We start from the raw sequence: 16,389 nt of genomic DNA on the forward strand, positions 1-16,389 counted from the left end.
CTAGGGCCGCAGATCCATGTCGATCCGCACGAAGTCGCCGCGATAGGTGACTTCGCCGAGATAGATCACGGTGCGGTCCGCGGTCGTGAAGATGCGGCGGACTTCTGCCACCGGCGAATTCAGCGGCACGCGCAGCAGCCGCGCGGCTTCGATGTCCGCGGCACCTATCGTCAGCGTCTGGCGCGCGCTCGCGATGGCGGGATCCCTGAGATCGTTCAGGATCGGAATCACGGTCTCGTTGCGAAAACGCTTCGGTGACCTGCGGAAGATCTTCTCGTCGAGATAGATGGAAATGACGCAATACGGCTGCTTCTCCCGCGAATGCAGCCGACGCATGAAGACATATTTTTCGGCCGGCTTGCCGTCGCCGGGAAGCAGCGGCGCATTGGTGCGGCTTTCCGAGATATTGATGATCTCAGGCGAAGTGTCGCGATACATGTCGGCGAGATCGGACAGAGTGGTCTCGACCTTGAGCCAGCGATCCTGCCGCACGGTCCCCGTGACGAAGGTGCCGCGGCCCTGCTGCGCCTCGATTACGCCGTCGCGGGCGAGCAGCTCCACCGCCTGCCTGATCGTAACGCGCGACACGCCGAACTCGGCCGCGAGCTCCTCATTGGCCGGCAGGCGAAAGCCCTGAGTCCAGACGCCGCGCGCGATGCGCTGCCGGAAGATGTCGGCGATCTGTGCGTATTTGGGGACGTGGCTGTCGGAACTCAATTCCATCTCGTCCTCCGGAATTCCGGTCGCGCGATCAAGCCATGACCAGCGCTGCACCGCGTTCGCCAATCATTAGGCTGGTCGCATTCGTGTTGGCCGAGGTAATTTGCGGCATCACCGAGGCATCGATCACCCGCAGCCGCTCGACGCCGCGCACACGCAGCTGCGGATCAAGCACGGCCTGCGCGTCGCGGCCCATGCGGCAGGTCCCGACACAGTGAAATACCGTGCCTCCCGTGTTGCGCGCAAAGTCCCACAGCCCGGCATTATCCCTGGCCGCCTCGCCCGGCACCATCTCGACATCCCAGAGCGGTCGAAACGCCTTCTGCCGATTGATCTCGCGCAGAATCTTCAGGCCTGCAACAATGGTCTTGCGGTCGATCTCCTCGGCGAAATAGTTTGGTGCGATACGCGGCTGCTCAAACGGATCGGTCGAACTGATCGCAAGCTGTCCGCGCGACTTTCCGTGGCACTGCCAGACCGAGGCGGTAAAGCCGGAATAGCTGTGCAGAGGCTCGCCGGGCTTGTCGACCGAGAGCGGCATCACGTTGAACTGCACGTCCGGCCGTCCGCCGACGGCGTATTCCGTGCAGGCTGCGCCGCCGACCTGCCCCGCCCCCACCGTCAATGGACCGCTGCCCGCCAGCATCCATTGCAGCCCCATCTTCGTTAGCTCGACGGGATTGCGGACCTGATCGTTGAGCGAAATCCGCTCCTTCAGGCGGACGATCAGCCGGGCCTGATAATGATCCTGAAGATTGGCGCCGACGTCAGGGGAATCGGCAACGACGGAAATGCCGAGCTTGCGCAGCAGGTCGGCCGGACCAACGCCGGACAACTGGAGGATCTGCGGCGACTGCAGCGCGCCGCCCGACAGGATGATCTCTCGATCAGCCGTCGCGCTGTGGACCTGCCCTTTGCTGATCCACTCGACGCCGGTCGCGACTCGACCGTTGAAAACGACCCTGCTGACCTGCGCGTGGGTGATGATGGTGAGGTTCGGACGACCGGCGACGGGACGCAGAAACGCAGAGGCCGAACTGGTCCGCCAGTGCCGCCCGATGCCGAGCTGATAGGTGCCAACACCGAGCGTCGTAGCGCCGTTAAAGTCGGGATTGCGCGGCAAGCCGAACTGCACGCCTGCCTCGACCCAGGCCTTCGATGCCGGATTATCGTTGCGGAGATCGGAGACTTCGAACTCACCGAGCCCCCCGTGAAACTGGCTCTCGCCGCCGCGGTAGCGTTCGTAGCGCCGAAAATACGGCAGGAGCTCGCGATAGCTCCAGCCGTCGGCACCGAGGCGTTCCCAATCGTCAAAATCCTCATGCTGGCCCCGTATGAAGATCAGACCGTTGATCGACGAGGAGCCACCCAGCACGCGGCCGCGCGGCCAGACGATGGCGCGACCGCCACTCCCTTCCGAAGGCTCGGTCCTGAACAGGCGCGAGAACCGCTCGTTGTAGATGGTCCGGTAGTAGCCGACCGGAAGCTTCAGCCAGAAATTCCGATCCGACCCGCCGGCCTCCAGCAACAGCACGCGGCAGGCCGGATCCGCAGACAATCGGTTCGCGACCACGCAGCCGGCCGAGCCCGCGCCGACGATGATGTAGTCATAACCGCGTGCTGGCATCAGATCGTCCGGTAATTTTCGATTGAGGCAAAATCGGGCGTGATGCCGAGACCCGCTTCGTCGCCGAGCTCGATCATGCCGTCGCGGACATCGAGCACCGGACCGCAGAACCGGTCACGTAGCGGGTTTTCATTGCAGTCGACTTCGAGCAGTCCGTCGCCGCCGACGCCGGCGAGAAGATGCGCAGATGCCAGAAGACCGATGCCGGCGCCGAGATAATGCGGGCAGAACATCTTTCCCGACCCAAGGATATCGCGCGCGATGCCCGCGCAAGCCGACAGCCCGCCCCATTTGGCGATGTCCGGCTGGACGACACCGAGCACCGGCTCACGCAGCACCTCGGCAAAGCCGGCATGGCTCGCGATGTTCTCGCCGGCCGCGAGCGGAAAGCGGATGGCCTCGCGCAATTGCGCCCATTCCTGGCGGGGGCGATCGGCGCGAAGCGGTTCCTCGAGCCAGGCGAGCGCGAAGTGCTCGAGTTGCGGTGCAAGCTCCAGCGCCTGCGCCAGGCTCCAGCCCTGATTGACGTCGGCAGCGAGCAGACCTTCACCCACGAGACGGCGCAACGCGGCGAGATTGGCGCGGTCGCCTGCCGGATCGAAGCCGATCTTCAGCTTCAGCGCGCGGTATCCGCGGGCCAGAGCCGCTTCCGCCGTCCGCTCGGACCCGACCGGATTGATGCCGCTGGCGTAGACCCTGATCGTACGCCTCGTCCCGCCGAGCAGCTTCCACAGCGCGACGTTCCGGCGGCGCGCGTAGAGATCCCAGACGGCCAGATCGATGCCGGCGATCGATTGCGCAAACGGCCCGGCCTCTCCGGATTGCAGCGCGAGCACCGACGTTCCCTGCGTCAGGTGTTCGAACGCGTCGGACGGCTCACGCGCGTTGAACCCGACGAGGGCCGGTGCCAGCACCTCGTTGACGAGCCGAACACGATGTTCGGCTCCCGGTGCTGGAAAATTGCACCACACTTCACCCCAGCCGATATTGCCGTCGCCGTCCTCGACGCGGACGAACACGGCGGGCCGATCCTTCATCCGCCCGAAGGACGTGATGACCGGCATGGTCAGCGGGTAGCGATAGCCAAAGGCCTGGACGCTTCGGAGGGTGAAAGGCGGCGATGTCATGCGGGAATGCCTGCGACGCCTACGACCAAAGGCGCCACTTGTATGGTCATCCTATTTATAATATGACCTCTGAAAACATCAACCGCAATCTGGGTGGACGCGTCGAATGAACGGAGCCGGCCTGAGACGCCTCGGTCTCGGATTGATACCGTGGATCGGTGCAATCCTGCTCTGGTACGCCGTGCGCTGGAGTGGCTTCGTCAACGTCTCGCTGATCCCCGCGCCGCACCAGGTCGCCGTCAAATTCTTCGAGCTTCTGACCAAGGAAGGTCTGCTGATCGACATCTTTGCTTCGACTCGGCGCGTCTTTCTCGGCGTCGCGCTCGGCATCCTCGTGGCCGTGCCGGTCGGATTTCTGCTGGGCTGGTATCGCCCCGCCCGCACCTTCGCCGATCCCATGATCAACTTCTTTCGTGCATTGCCGCCGATCGCGCTGATCCCGCTGGTAATCGTCTATTTCGGCGTCGACGAGCTCGCAAAACTCGTCATCCTGTTCTACGCCTCGTTCTTCTCCGGCGTGATCGTGATGTATGAGGGCGTGTCGCAGATCACCCCGCTCTACATCCGCGTGGCGCAGACGCTCGGAGCCAACCAGGCGGAGATCTTTCGCAAGGTCATCATTCCCCTCACCGTCCCGCACATTCTCACGGCGCTGCGCGTGGCATTGGGCGTGGCCTGGGCGACGCTGGTCGCATCCGAGCTGATCGCTGCGCAGCGCGGGCTCGGCGCCATGATCCAGAATGCCTCGACCTATTTCCTGCTCGACGTCATCTATGTCGGCATCATCTGCATCGGCCTGATCGCGCTGATCATGGATTTGATCCTGCGCAAGATCACCGCGCGGCTGTTGGTCTGGCAGGATCGGGCCATCGCATGAAAAAGCGCGCGCAGTTCGACAAGGTGTCGCTGTCCTTCGAGACGCCGAAGGGCCGCCTCATGGTCGTCGAGGACGTCAGCTACGACATCAACGACGGCGACTTCATCGCGGTGATCGGGCCGTCCGGCTGCGGCAAGACCACGATGATGAGCATGCTCGCCGGCTTCCAGAAGCCGACGACCGGCAAGGTCCTGTTCGACGGCCGCCCCGTCGCCGGTCCCGGCCCCGAGCGCGGCGTCATCTTTCAGGAATATGGCGTCTTCCCCTGGTTGACGGTGAAGCAGAACATCGCTTTCGGCCTGACGCTCAAAGCCAACCATGTCGCGACCGCCGAGCGCGACGCGATCTGCGATCACTATCTCGGCCTGATGGGCCTGTCTGACTTCGCCAATTCCTATCCGAAACATCTGTCCGGCGGTATGCGGCAGCGGCTGGCGATCGCGCGGGCCTATGCCGTGAAACCGCAATTTCTGCTGATGGACGAGCCATTCGGGGCGCTCGACGCCCAGACCCGATCCAACATGCAGAACCTGCTGCTCAAGGTGCTGGAGACCGAAGGCAAGACCGTCATGCTGATTACCCATTCTGTTGAAGAAGCGATCTACCTCGCTTCCCGCATCGTGGTGGTGACGGCGCGGCCGGCGCGGATCAAGGAGATCATCGACGTTCCCTTCGCTTACCCGCGCGATGAATCGATCCAGGAACGTCCGGAATTCGCTGAGCTACGCAGTCATATCAGGCAGCTGGTCATGGACGAATATCGCGCCCAGCAGGCGCAGATGCGTCCGGTCTCATTCTCGGAATAACCAGTAACGGAGGACACATCATGGATCGGCGGCAATTTCTGACCACGACGGCAGGCTTGGCACTCGGCACTTTCACGGCCGCAGCCCCCGCAATCGCCCAGGCAAAAACCAAGGTTCGCGTTGGCTATCTCCACACCGTCGCCGTCGACGGCCAGATCTGGACCGGCATGGACCGCGGCTCCTTCGAAAAGCAGGGCCTCGATCTCGAACTGCGGCAGTTCAACACCGGCCTCGAAATCTTCCAGGCGCTGATTGGTGGCAGCCTCGACGTGCTGGCAACTGGCGCTGTCCTCTCGAACTTCCCGGCCCGCGGCCAAGGCAAGGTATTTCTGATCAACGACATCGAGGTGGCGACGGCGCAGCTCTGGGTTCGCGGCGATCAGGGCATCAAGTCGTTCGCGGATTTGAAGGGCAAGCGCATCGCAACCGCGACCGGCACGACGGCGCACGTGTTCCTCGACACCGCGCTCCGGGCCAACAAGGTCGATCCAAAGGAGGTCGAACTCGTCAACCAGACGATGCCGGCGGCCGTTACTGCCTTCATCTCTGGCGCCGTGCCTGCCGTGGCGCTCTGGGTACCGTTCAACGTCACGGTCCGCGACAAGGTTCCGGGCGCGACCATGCTTGCCGATGCGTCAGCCTATTATCCCAAGGCGGCTATTATCGGCGGCTGGGCTGCGGCGAACGACTATTACGAACCCAACAAGGAGACCCTCGCCAAGCTGATCCGCGGCTGGGCGGATGCCAACGACTACATCGTCGCGAACAGCAACGAGGCGATGGAGAAGCTGCAGAAGGGTCATTACAGCCAGACGCCATTGTCAGATATCAACGAGTCCTTCAAGGCCCAGAAGATGTTCACGTCCAAGGACTGGAAGCGGATGTACTCGGACGGGACCGTCACCAACTGGCTGCAGCAGTCGACGGACTTCTTCATGGCCAATGCGGGCATCAAGGACTTCACGCCGGCGAGCAAATACTTCGATCCGAGCCTGTATTTGAAGACAATCACCTAGATACCAAGGCACCGAGAGACTCGGAGTTCGCGCCGGACACGTCATCTGTGCGGTGCGCCCCAGTTGTCTTCACTCGGCCGATGATTTGCTGACGTACCAAGCATGTGTTGAGCACCGAAGCGAACACCCGTCCCTTCCGCACGCTCGACTACGCTGCTGCACTCCCCTGTTCAGATCGACGTAGATTGCCGCTCTAAACAGGCTAAGCTGGTCTCATGGGTCAACTGGTCGCAGTCTTTTGGAGGCGCAAGACGTTCCCAAGGCTATGCCAAGCTGCGCGATAGCTGGCATCAAGCCCCTCATTCATTCGCCTTGCGGCGCTCGTTACAACAACCGGACTTATTGAGACCAAGTAGCACAGGCACGAGCGTTGCCTCTGCGAAGCTACGACGACCGCTCGCGGTCCGGGCTGGACTACGCGACCTGCCCGCCTTCCGCAGCTCGCGCTGGCGATTCTCCTCTCGACTCACCCATTCCCTGAGCTCCTCAAGCTCCGCGAGTTCGGTGACAAGCGCTTCGAGACGATGTCGAAGCAGAGCCCGGGGATCGCCGGCTTGAACGGGGCTATTCATGACGCGCCTCCTGATCGAGCTCTTAGAACTCGCCCACTTTAGGGTGTCGGGAAAAATATGCAATCCTATTCGCACTAACAGTCGGCATGTTGCGCTCGTAAAAACCGCGGCGGTGCATCAAGAGGCCGCTTTGCTGTCGGATACGCTTGCAGCCCACGTCCGGCGCGCCGGCGCCAAGGGCTCAGCATTGCCTCGCCGTCCAGCCGCCCACCCGGAGGTGCGCATCGTCGACAAGGCTCCTACCGGCCCGATTGGGTTACACTGGAAATCCGAGTACTGGCTCCCGGGCAGTCCGCCTTGCGCCTTTCCTCGTTCTCTTCGTCGGCGCAATCGACCCCACCATCAGCGGTTGGAATTCCGGAGCTGCCGCCGGTTGCGAAAGGCCCTTTGCCTCCCCCACCGGATCCGCCTCCACCACCCGTTCCGCCGCCACCACCGGATCCGCCGCCATTGCGGGATATCCCTCCGGCGCGAGACGATCCAGTAGAGGGACCGCCCGGCGCTCCGCCACCACCTCCCGATGACCCGCCGCTGGAACTCCCCGGCCCCGCCGCGGACGGCCGACCATTATCGAAGACCGACGGCCCCCGGTCGTTCTGCGTCACTCCACGCAATCCGCCCGAACTTGCAATGGCTCTGGAAGTCAGAGATGTGGATAGAAGCAGGGTCATCACTGGGGGTGTCACGGCCGCAAATTTTCCGCAGGTCCTCAAAAACGCCCGCCGGTCGTCGTTTTCGTTGCCGTCCCGGGTCACGCTACGCACTCCTCGATTTAATATCAACCCACGTTATTATATATTAAATACGCTTTCAACCAGGAATTTTCTTTACCCGAATGGCGCTGCCGAACGTGCGCTGCCGTAGGATCGCCGGCAATTTTCGGGATCGCCACCTCCACTTTCCGACGCACCCGGTCGCTCCCGCGCGATTTTGAGTTGCTCTCGCGATTTAATATCGCTATGATAATTTTAATGCGATTAAACACAGATGCGATATTTGACTATGTTGGATCATTGCATGCCACTGCAATTCCATCGGTCCCTGGGCGACATGGAGATCTGGAGCGCGAGCAGCGACGGCTTCTCGTTCGTCATCAGCTTCGGAAGCCCCGGAGGTCCCGGCTTTCACGGCCGCACCGGCTATTTGGCGAGCTGGCGCCCGCTCTACGAGAACCAAGCCGCAATCAAGATTGGCGGCTCGCCGTTTCGAACGCTAGCCGAGGCCGAAGGGGCCTGCCGCACCGCAATTGGGCATCTGGCACTGCGATAAGCCCGCCGTTTCGCTCACGCTCCGGAACCGCAAGGCGCTCCCGTTAGTCCTCGACCGGATTCTGCTGCAACAGAGCACGAGGATTGAGCTCACCCGACGGTGCGTGCGGCTCGCTCCGCGAAATCGCCAATGCCGCGAGCAGTGTACGGTTGCTCACATCCAGCTTCTGGAAAATGTGATGGAGGTGGACCTTGATCGTCCCGTCGACAAGATTCAGCCGACGCCCAATCGCTTTATTCGATAGACCCTCCGACACGAGCCGCACGATCTGACGCTCCCGACCCGTGAGTAGCGTCAGAGCCTGATCACCGGCGCGGGGCTCCTCGCTGGCCCGCTCGGCGCCCGGCGAGACAGCTGCTTGGTTCTGCGTAGCCTCCCGCAGGGTCGCGACCAGCATCTCCGGATCCGCGTCCTTCGAAAGGACGATGCAGGCGCCGTCCAGGGCAAGCCTTTGTAAGTCACGGTCGCTCGTGGTAGCGGCGAAGAAGATGATCGGCAAGCCTGGGCTTACAGCGCTTGCGGGAGCGAGGATCTGCTGCGGACTGACGTCGGGCAGTGCAGCGTCGACAAGCGCGATGTCCGGCACAAGAACTCGGATGGCCTCGATGCAGCCCGCACCATCGCTGCAAGACGCGACGACCGTGAAATCACGGTGCATCGCAAGAACGCTCTTGATGCCTTGCAAGACGATCGGATGTCGATCCGCAATGACAATTCTGATGCGGCGCATGTTGCCCCTGCCTATTGCTGATAACCCCCCGTGCAGCCGTTTATTCCAACACTCTGTTCGAGGATAGCCAGTCCGCTCGACCGTAACGCCGCGCCGTCAGGTCTCGGTCTGCCCGGCAACATCTATGGCGCCACAGTAACTTGCGCAGCGAATGCGCGCAGCACCGTAAGAATGCGGTGCTTTCCGCAAAACGTCAGCCCCGTAAATCCCGCACGTAAGGACCGCGCCTTAGACAACTTGGGGCAGAATGGACCAGGAAATTCTCTCAGAACATGTCGTCCGTGCGCCAGTTGGTCGCCTGGCATTATTGTCAACATCCAATTAACTTCGTTGGCGTTGTTATTACGAATGATATATTGGGGCCTTCACGATTCAAATCTAACATTCGACGAAGTTTTAGCGAAAGCGAGGCCTTCGAAGGCCCCGCTTCTGAAAGGGAGAAAAGTAATACTATTCATCAAAGCAAAGCTGGGCAAGTAATTGTGAAAATGGCTGCTGCGTCTTTTTTCACGGCTCGTCGGTCGCAGGGGCATCGTCGGCAATGAGTAGGTGTTCACATGTATTCTTCGGCTGTTTTGCGTCAAACTCATCAAGCCCTGATCATTAGATTCACTGAATTGCAGAACCTACGTAGTCGCGTGTCGATGGCCGAGCAGCGGTTGCTCGCGCCCAAGCGGCGACCCCAGGTGCGGGCGCCTGGAAGGCGATTGCGCATTCGAAGGCACGGGCTCGGCCGGTAACCCCGACCGCCCAAGTTGAAATCGGCACAGGCGCGCGCGAGTTGATCGCGCTTGCCGGACCCCCGCTGGACCTGATAATCCCCCTCTGTTTCGGTTCGGGGGCATTGGGGGACGGCTTCCATGGAGAACGACGACTGGGCGTCCATGACCACAGCCGAGCTGTGGCGACTTTACGATGAGGTCACGACTGTTCTTGGGCGCAGAATGACCGCGGAGAAAGCCAAACTCGAAGAACGGCTTCGCAGGATTGAGGGGACGGCCGCTGCGGCCCAGAACGAGGAACGTTCTCGCCGCCCCTACCCCCCAGTGTTGCCGAAATACCAGAACCCGAAAAATCCCTCGGAAACCTGGTCGGGTCGCGGTAAGCAGCCCCGATGGCTGAAGGCTCAGCTTCGAGCCGGTAAGAAGCTGCATGATCTCCTGATCGACCGGTCGTCCGCACAAAGGCGCCGCCGGACCGGTTGAGCCCGGCCCCGCTGCGACGGCCTACGCACCCACGGCTGCCCGTTGCACCGCAGAATCTACCGGTCGTGATCTTCTTTCCCGTTGGGGCTGCCGTCACCGCCGCCATTGCCGAAGCCATTGTTGCCCCGCACAATGCGACCGCCTGAACTGGCTATCGCAGCCGAGGTCAGCGAGGTGGAGAGCAACAGCGTGACGGCTGGCGGGGTCACGGCGGCAAACTTGCCGCAGCTCTTCAGGAATTCACGACGATCGTCGCCTTCTGCATCGAGATGGGTCATAAGCTCGTCCTACTCCAATCCAGCCCGCCTTCAACATAGACCTCCCCTATCTTGCCTCAAGTTAAATATGTTAGTTCAATTATTTCAATTGCCGCCTTCCGCATCGGTCCACGCCACCAAGCGCTGCGTTGGCGAATAGCAACGTTGCGCCCAAATTCCCAGCGAACAGGGAATTCTACAGGGAAAATCCCATATAGCGCGCGCTATCTGGCTAAGGGAATGTACGAAATCGCCTGGACTCCAAGCTGTTGCGGCACTGGATGGGGAAATCCACAACAGGGAAAATTCTGACAGTGGATCAGGGAGTGGGGGCACGCTGAAGAGGGAAACCGTCGCCGCCGGACGTGGCCGAACGTCGGCCAAGACCGACAAAAACTAACCCTGCCTTATTATTAAAATTTAATTTCACAGAATATAATCCTCGTTTTGATGCGCCTGGGCCAGCAGCTCGTTTTCGGCTCCCAAGAGGCGCGTCAATTTTTAAGATGGATGCTCTCGGCGCAACTCCAATTGGCTAAGGCGGAAACCCCGCGTCAGAAATTGCAGCTGTAAGTCGATGTCACGCATGGGGCTAGGCCGGAAATTCCGGAACGAAGCCAATTTGCTCGTGTGCCCTCTCACTCCGCTTGGTCAAAGGGCCCGAAGCGCACGCTTGTGTTTCGCCAATGCTGCCCGCTCATAGCGCTCGAGATTGTTAAGATGTTTCAAGCGGGCCGGGACCGGACAGTTTAATAGCGTAGCTAACAGATCGTGGCGGAGGCCTACGGATGCGCAGACCGCGCCAGCGCCATCGCCGCGTCCGGTGTGACCTGATGCCCGAGCCCGGAAGCAATCGCGACGGCAAGTTGCTCCGCCTCAGCAGGATCGCTGATCGCGCTGCGCGCCAGAGCCCGTGACGCAGCGCGTTGCGGCTGGACCTCGTCTTGCCAGCCGCCGTTTGCGGCCCGGTCCCTGCGCTTGGCATTGCTGCGATTGGCTTCGATTTGTCGAACTGATGTCATCTCCGAGTCTCCTCGGTGGGGCGGGTTGCGGCCCCCGAAAGCTCGCTCCAACGTCCTGACATCTCAAGGATTTTTAGCCCAAAAGAGCAGCAAATTCGCTGCAGAAAGGACTGGCATTTCCGCGCAAAAGGAGCGTTAATCATCGGACCGGCCTGGGGCCTTCTGGCCCCGGTCTCTCCCCTCGCAGCGGCGGGGGTTTTGGCGGTGCGGCGGCAAGCCGCGTCAAGCAAGGAGAGACCGGTGACCACGATTGCATCCGACGGCGCCGAGGCGCCCCGCTCCATCGTCACGTTGAACCGCCACGACCGCCGCGCCTTCATCGGCGGCTCGGACGCGCGCATCATCATGGGCCAGGACCAGGACGCGCTCCTGCGGCTGTGGCGGGAAAAGCGCGGCGAGATCGCGCCGCAAGATTTGTCCCGTAACCTGGTGGTGCAGCTCGGCCTCGCCACCGAAGCGCTCAACCGCGCCTGGTACCAGGCCTCCACCGGCCACGCGATCACCGATGTCCAGAAGCGGGTGCGGCATTCCGTCCACGGCTGGATGGCGGCCACGCTGGACGGCATCGTCGCCCCGACCGGCGCGGTGTTCGAGGCCAAGTTCATGCTGCCCTGGGGCTTTACCGAAGAGGCGGCGGCGGAGAAACACATGGCGCAGCTGCAGCACAACATGTGGGTGGTCGCGGCGCGCTCGGCCGTGCTCTCGATCATCACCGGCGGCGGCAAATGGATCGAGATCACCGTGCATGCCGACCCGCTCTACCAACATCTGCTGCTGACGGCGGAGAAGAAGTTCTGGCGCTGCGTGCAGAGCGGCGAGCCGCCGCTGCTGTTCGGGATCGAGACCCCACGGCCGCGGCTCGCCGCCGTCAATGTAGTCGACATGAGCGCCTCCAATCTGTGGGCCGCATGCGCGGCGAGCTATTTGCGCACCCGCGAGACCCATGGCGAGCACGAACTGGCCAAGACCGAGCTCAAGAAGCTGCTGCCGGAGGATGCCAAGGAGGCGTTTGGCCACGGTGTTCGCGCCAAGCGCTCCAAGGCCGGCGCGATCAGTTTTGATCCGGTTGAGATGGAGGCCGTCCATGCACCAGGCCAGTGAGCATATCGGCGCGATCGCGGCCGCCTTGGCCCGCGCCCAAGCCGCACTGACCAACCCGGACAAGACCCTGACCGCTCAGATCCGCTCGCCGTTCCTGCGCGATGACGACCGCACCTTCCGCTACGCCTCGCTCGCGAGCGGCCTCGACATCGTACGCAAGACCTTGAGCCAGCAGGAGATCGCCACCATTCAGACCACCCGGGTCGAGCCAACCAGTGGCCACATCCACCTCACCACCCTGCTCGCCCATTCCTCCGGCGAGTGGATCTCCTCGGACTGGCCGGTCTGCGCCGCATGGGACATTGAGGCGCCGCATCGCATGGGTGCGGCGCTGACCTACGCCCGACGCTACGCCCTGTTCGCGCTGGTCGGGATTGCCGGCGAGGATGATCTCGACGCCCCGGATACGGTCGCCGGTCCCCCCGCTCCGCCCACCCTCAAGGCCGCGCCCGGCAAGGGCGCGCTCAACCATGCGCCGGTGCTGCGGCCGGGCGAGTCCGCCGCACTCCGGGAGCAGCTGTTGCGCCAGCTCGACGCCCTGCCCGCCAGCACCGATCTGCTCGGCTGGGCCAGGGCGAGCCTCCCGCTCAAGAACAGCCTGCAGGAGCCGGATGCCCGGCGCGTCGAGGCAGCCTATCAGGCCAAGCTTGAGGACGCTGCCCGGACTCAGGCCGAGCAACCCGCCGTCCTGGATGGCGCCCCACCCCTGCCAGCGGCGTCTGCTGCTGACGCCGACGCCGCGCTGCAGCCACCGCTGCCGGAAGCCGGGCTCGCCCATCCCAAGGAGCCGCCGCGCAAGCGCAGCAAGGCGCACCTGCTGTTTGTCCGGGAGCAGCCCTGCCTGGTATGCCGGCAACCCCCGTGCGATGCCCATCATCTGACATTCGCGCAAGCCCGGACGCTCGGCCGCAAGGTCAGCGATGAGTTCACGGTGCCGCTGTGCCGCGCCCATCACGAGGAGCTGCATCGCCACGGCAACGAGCGGGCGTGGTGGGCCAACCTGCAGATCACGCCGCTGCCGGTGGCGCAGGAGCTGTGGGCGGCGAGCCCGGTCCATGGTCGGGCCGCCAAGACCGCGCCGCTGTCCGCAAACCTTGGTTTGGAGGCGCCCCAATGAACGGCCCGTTCCAAACCGCACGCGAGCTGACCGCCACTGCGCTACCGGCGAAGTTTGCGGCCTTGGCGCCGCCGCCCCTGCTGCTGCCCGGCGAACGGCTCGAGCATTACCACGCGCTGCGACAGGCCATCTTTGCCGACCTTGCGCCCCGGTCCGCCATCGAGTGGCTGCTCGCGATCGATGTGGCCGAACTGCCCTGGGAAATCCAGCGCATATTGCGGCACAAATTGCTCGAGACCTATCGCCACAAGGCCGTCGAGGCGGCGCTCCGCCGCATCGACATGGTGGGGATCGATCCCGACTTCGAAAACCGGGCCGAATACTACACGCAGCAAAATGCCCTGAGCTGGCGGACCGACCCGATCGCCGCCACCGAGATCGAGGCGCGGCTTGCCGCCTATGGCTTCGATCAAGACGCCGTCACCACTGGAGCCTACGTCCAGGCGCGCGAGGTCCTGGTCCTGTTCGAAGGCCTGCTCAACGCCGCCCAAACCAAGCGCACATTGCTGCTGCGCGAGATCAGGCATCAGCGCTTCCTAGGTGGATCGATGCGCGGGCCGCGCTAGATTTGGTTCATCGTCTCCCGATCCGGTACGGGTCACGCATAAGAAACTCGCCGCCTAGGACGGCTCTCAAAAAGCGCGGGACTTGCGCGTATTACTTCAGGCTCCCGAATGGCACATAACTTGAATGCTCTACTAATCCAGCCAAAACCGGGTCGGCCGCGGCAAGCAGCCGATAACGGGAGGCGCAGTTTCGCGCCGGCAAGAAGCTAAACGACCTGTTTATCAACCGTTCATCCGGGCAAAAGCGCGCCAGACTGGCTAGCGCACGGGTGCGAGCGCTGGCCGGCGTCAACTATGGCGTCGGCGGTACCTTCAGCGGTCCTCCTTGCCGTTCGGACCACCGTCCCCCGCCGCTGCACTTGCCGTTCTTGCCTTGCACAATTTCTCTGCTCGCACCAACGTCATCACCGGCGGGCTCACGCCGGCAACTCTTCCACAGCTTTCGAGAACCAACGCCGGTCTTCACCGTCGCTATCGAGGCGACGGTGTGATCCTGCAATCATTGCCAATGAAAATTACCCACCTACCCGTGCACATTGCATTTGCGGGTGGCATATACGGAGGCACGATGCGCACCAAGGTCCGCGACCGGGTCCCATGAAGGAGAATCAATACAGCAAGGTGCGTGCACGTTTGCATTCTAAATTTAAATCTATTAGATTTTAAACTACAATATAATTAGCTTGGAATTATCTAGATCAGAACCCTTGTTCAGCGCGTCGAACCCAGGGCAGCCACACATACCGCGCACCAAAGCACCGCTCTTTCCAAATAGCGGAAGCGAAAGGGCAATTTATGACCGAGATCAAGGCTGGAGCAGCATCCAGGCAATTCCGGTCTGGCTTCGATGCGGCCCTGCGACCAGGATTCGCACTGCCGCGTCTGGGAGCCCTGATGAGCCGCGCCCTTACGGAAACTCTCCTAGACCTTTCGGAATTGACAGTTCTCACCGAGGCCGCGACCGGCGCGTACGCCGTGACGGCCGTCCTCGCAGCGATGGCCGGAGCCAGGCACGTTTATGCCTTCACGAGGCCAACGCGGCACGGCACACCCGCTGACGCCAGGCAACAGACCCTCGAGCTCGCAGATTCGGTCGGTGTGGCCGATCGCATCGACGTCCTGGAGCAGATCACCCCGGATATCCTCCATCAAACAGACATTGTAACCAACAGCGGCCATCTTCGGCCTATTACCGCAGCGCTCATTGATATGCTGCCAAAGGAGGCGGTCATCGCCTTGATGTTTGAGGCTTGGGAATTTCGCCCCAAGGACCTCGACATGGAAGCATGCTTACGGCGCGGAATTCCGATTGTGGGCGTGAACGAACGCCATCCGTCAGTCGATGTCTTCTCGTTTCTCGGTCCGCTTTGCGTGAAGCAACTCCACGATTGCGGTTTATCCGTCTACAAGAACCGTATTGCCGTGCTGTGCGACAACGACTTTGTTGGTTCGCTCCGCGCCGGTCTCGCGAGCTCTGGAGCGAGCGTGGACACCTTCGACAACGTCCAAGCCGTGTATCGCGACAAGTGGGACGCAATCATCGTCGCGCTGCGACCGGCGGCTGAGCCTCGCATCGGTTCGCCGGAAGCAATGCATCTCGCTGCTTGCGCGCCCGCTGGTGCCATCATCGTGCAATTTTGGGGCGATATAGATCGAACCGCGTTGTCAGCAAATGGATTGGGCGTTTGGCCGACAACGCCACCGGCATTGGGCCACATGGGCATTCTCCTGTCGGAGATTGGCCCCGACCCGATCGTGAGACTGCAGGCTGGCGGCCTCCGCGCGGCTGAATGGGTTCGGCGCAGTCGAATCGTCTCGGCTGACGGATTTGCGCAACTCGTTACGCGGTCCCCCGACCCAGTTTTCGCCAGCTCACACTAAAAGCGCGATGAGATTTGGATGAATCGTCATCGCGCTTTAGGCCTTTGTTTTGAGCATGAAAACCGCGTCACACTTTTCCGGATCATGCTCTAGGTCCTCGCCTCGATGAGCTCGATGAGCGTGAGCGTTGCGGAGGCGAGAAACACTATACGACGCATCTCGAACGCGACCGCGGGCGCGGGTGACGACACGGGAAGATACTGCTGCGCCCTGAAGCTGGCGATCGCATCGTCGAAGCGGCCCACCTCGTAAGCAAGATGATATAATTTGCTACCGCGCTTCAGGACACCTTGCACCGGCGATTGTGCGCTGATCGGCTCAATGAGCTCCAGGCGTGGGCCGCCGCCTGACACGAACTGAATCCGAACCTGCTGGATCGGGTCCTCGAACACAGGTCCTTCAGGCCGGTAGCCAGCAATCGCGAGCTCCGGCAGCTCCGCCGCGATCTTTCGGCACGCCATTCCCAAATGATGAAACTGCAAATCCATCTAGCATT

Annotated in this window: 16 protein-coding genes and 1 pseudogene; 9 read left to right on the forward strand and 8 right to left on the reverse strand. The window is 62.1% G+C overall.

The annotated features are described in order from the left end of the window. From ML401_RS20020 to ML401_RS20030, 3 genes are read right to left on the reverse strand one after another with little or no spacing between them, the layout of a single operon-like run. Complete coding sequence (locus ML401_RS20020) at window positions 1–723, reverse strand: GntR family transcriptional regulator (protein ID WP_063684293.1); 723 nt, start codon at window positions 721–723, stop codon at window positions 1–3. A gap of 28 nt (window positions 724–751) precedes the next feature. Further along, window positions 752–2,347: a GMC family oxidoreductase gene (locus tag ML401_RS20025; RefSeq protein WP_285806653.1), complete on the reverse strand. Its 1,596-nt coding sequence runs from the start codon at window positions 2,345–2,347 to the stop codon at window positions 752–754. Continuing rightward, entirely contained in the window at window positions 2,347–3,474 is a 1,128-nt protein-coding gene (locus tag ML401_RS20030; protein WP_285806654.1) for a mandelate racemase/muconate lactonizing enzyme family protein, read from the reverse strand. Before ML401_RS20030 ends, ML401_RS20025 begins: the two co-directional genes overlap by 1 nt. 106 nt (window positions 3,475–3,580) lie before the next feature. On the opposite strand from ML401_RS20030, the gene ML401_RS20035 reads away from it, so the two are divergent. The 3 genes from ML401_RS20035 to ML401_RS20045 are packed head-to-tail and all read left to right on the forward strand — an operon-like array spanning window position 3,581 to window position 6,173. Continuing rightward, window positions 3,581–4,351 (forward strand): ABC transporter permease, encoded by a 771-nt coding sequence (locus ML401_RS20035; RefSeq protein WP_285806655.1) that lies wholly within the window; start codon window positions 3,581–3,583, stop codon window positions 4,349–4,351. Next, complete coding sequence (locus ML401_RS20040; protein ID WP_211417465.1) at window positions 4,348–5,157, forward strand: ABC transporter ATP-binding protein; 810 nt, start codon at window positions 4,348–4,350, stop codon at window positions 5,155–5,157. Before ML401_RS20035 ends, ML401_RS20040 begins: the two co-directional genes overlap by 4 nt. Before the next feature lie 20 nt (window positions 5,158–5,177). Next, window positions 5,178–6,173, forward strand: a complete 996-nt coding sequence (locus ML401_RS20045; RefSeq protein WP_285806656.1) for an ABC transporter substrate-binding protein — start codon at window positions 5,178–5,180, stop codon at window positions 6,171–6,173. 1,024 nt (window positions 6,174–7,197) lie between these two features. Here the strand turns inward: ML401_RS20045 and ML401_RS20050 are convergent. Continuing rightward, a pseudogene (locus tag ML401_RS20050) lies at window positions 7,198–7,509 on the reverse strand (hypothetical protein); the annotation flags it as partial. Between the two features lie 253 nt (window positions 7,510–7,762). Between ML401_RS20050 and ML401_RS20055 the strand changes: the two are divergent. After that, entirely contained in the window at window positions 7,763–8,014 is a 252-nt protein-coding gene (locus ML401_RS20055; protein ID WP_285806657.1) for a hypothetical protein, read from the forward strand. A 43-nt stretch (window positions 8,015–8,057) separates the two neighbouring features. On the opposite strand, the gene ML401_RS20060 is transcribed toward ML401_RS20055, so the two are convergent. Next, window positions 8,058–8,744, reverse strand: a complete 687-nt coding sequence (locus ML401_RS20060; RefSeq protein ID WP_285806658.1) for a response regulator transcription factor — start codon at window positions 8,742–8,744, stop codon at window positions 8,058–8,060. A gap of 860 nt (window positions 8,745–9,604) precedes the next feature. Here ML401_RS20060 and ML401_RS20065 point away from each other — a divergent pair. Next, window positions 9,605–9,949: an H-NS family nucleoid-associated regulatory protein gene (locus tag ML401_RS20065; protein WP_211417469.1), complete on the forward strand. Its 345-nt coding sequence runs from the start codon at window positions 9,605–9,607 to the stop codon at window positions 9,947–9,949. A 56-nt stretch (window positions 9,950–10,005) separates the two neighbouring features. On the opposite strand, the gene ML401_RS20070 is transcribed toward ML401_RS20065, so the two are convergent. Further along, a complete protein-coding gene (locus ML401_RS20070; RefSeq protein ID WP_211417470.1) occupies window positions 10,006–10,227 on the reverse strand; it encodes a hypothetical protein in 222 nt (73 codons plus the stop codon). 761 nt (window positions 10,228–10,988) lie between these two features. Further along, a complete protein-coding gene (locus ML401_RS20075) occupies window positions 10,989–11,228 on the reverse strand; it encodes a hypothetical protein (protein ID WP_259211669.1) in 240 nt (79 codons plus the stop codon). Between the two features lie 249 nt (window positions 11,229–11,477). Here ML401_RS20075 and ML401_RS20080 point away from each other — a divergent pair, with 249 nt between their 5' ends. The 4 genes from ML401_RS20080 to ML401_RS20095 all read left to right on the forward strand — a co-directional run bounded on the left by ML401_RS20080 (window position 11,478) and on the right by ML401_RS20095 (window position 15,893). Further along, window positions 11,478–12,329 carry a YqaJ viral recombinase family protein gene (locus ML401_RS20080; RefSeq protein ID WP_376717375.1) on the forward strand — a complete coding sequence of 284 codons (852 nt, stop codon included), beginning with the start codon at window positions 11,478–11,480 and terminating at the stop codon, window positions 12,327–12,329. Continuing rightward, window positions 12,313–13,446: an ERF family protein gene (locus tag ML401_RS20085; RefSeq protein WP_285806660.1), complete on the forward strand. Its 1,134-nt coding sequence runs from the start codon at window positions 12,313–12,315 to the stop codon at window positions 13,444–13,446. The genes ML401_RS20080 and ML401_RS20085 overlap by 17 nt, the downstream gene beginning before the upstream one ends. A 62-nt stretch (window positions 13,447–13,508) precedes the next feature. Next, a complete protein-coding gene (locus tag ML401_RS20090) occupies window positions 13,509–14,012 on the forward strand; it encodes a hypothetical protein (protein ID WP_285806661.1) in 504 nt (167 codons plus the stop codon). A 795-nt stretch (window positions 14,013–14,807) separates the two neighbouring features. Further along, window positions 14,808–15,893 (forward strand): hypothetical protein, encoded by a 1,086-nt coding sequence (locus ML401_RS20095; protein ID WP_259211675.1) that lies wholly within the window; start codon window positions 14,808–14,810, stop codon window positions 15,891–15,893. An 89-nt stretch (window positions 15,894–15,982) separates the two neighbouring features. Here ML401_RS20095 and ML401_RS20100 read toward each other — a convergent pair whose 3' ends face one another. Beyond that, window positions 15,983–16,381, reverse strand: coding sequence for a VOC family protein (locus ML401_RS20100; RefSeq protein ID WP_285806662.1), 399 nt, complete (start codon window positions 16,379–16,381; stop codon window positions 15,983–15,985). Window positions 16,382–16,389: the final 8 nt, after the last annotated feature.

The sequence above is a fragment of the Bradyrhizobium sp. 62B genome (assembly GCF_030272265.2).
Taxonomy (GTDB): Bacteria; Pseudomonadota; Alphaproteobacteria; order Rhizobiales; family Xanthobacteraceae; genus Bradyrhizobium.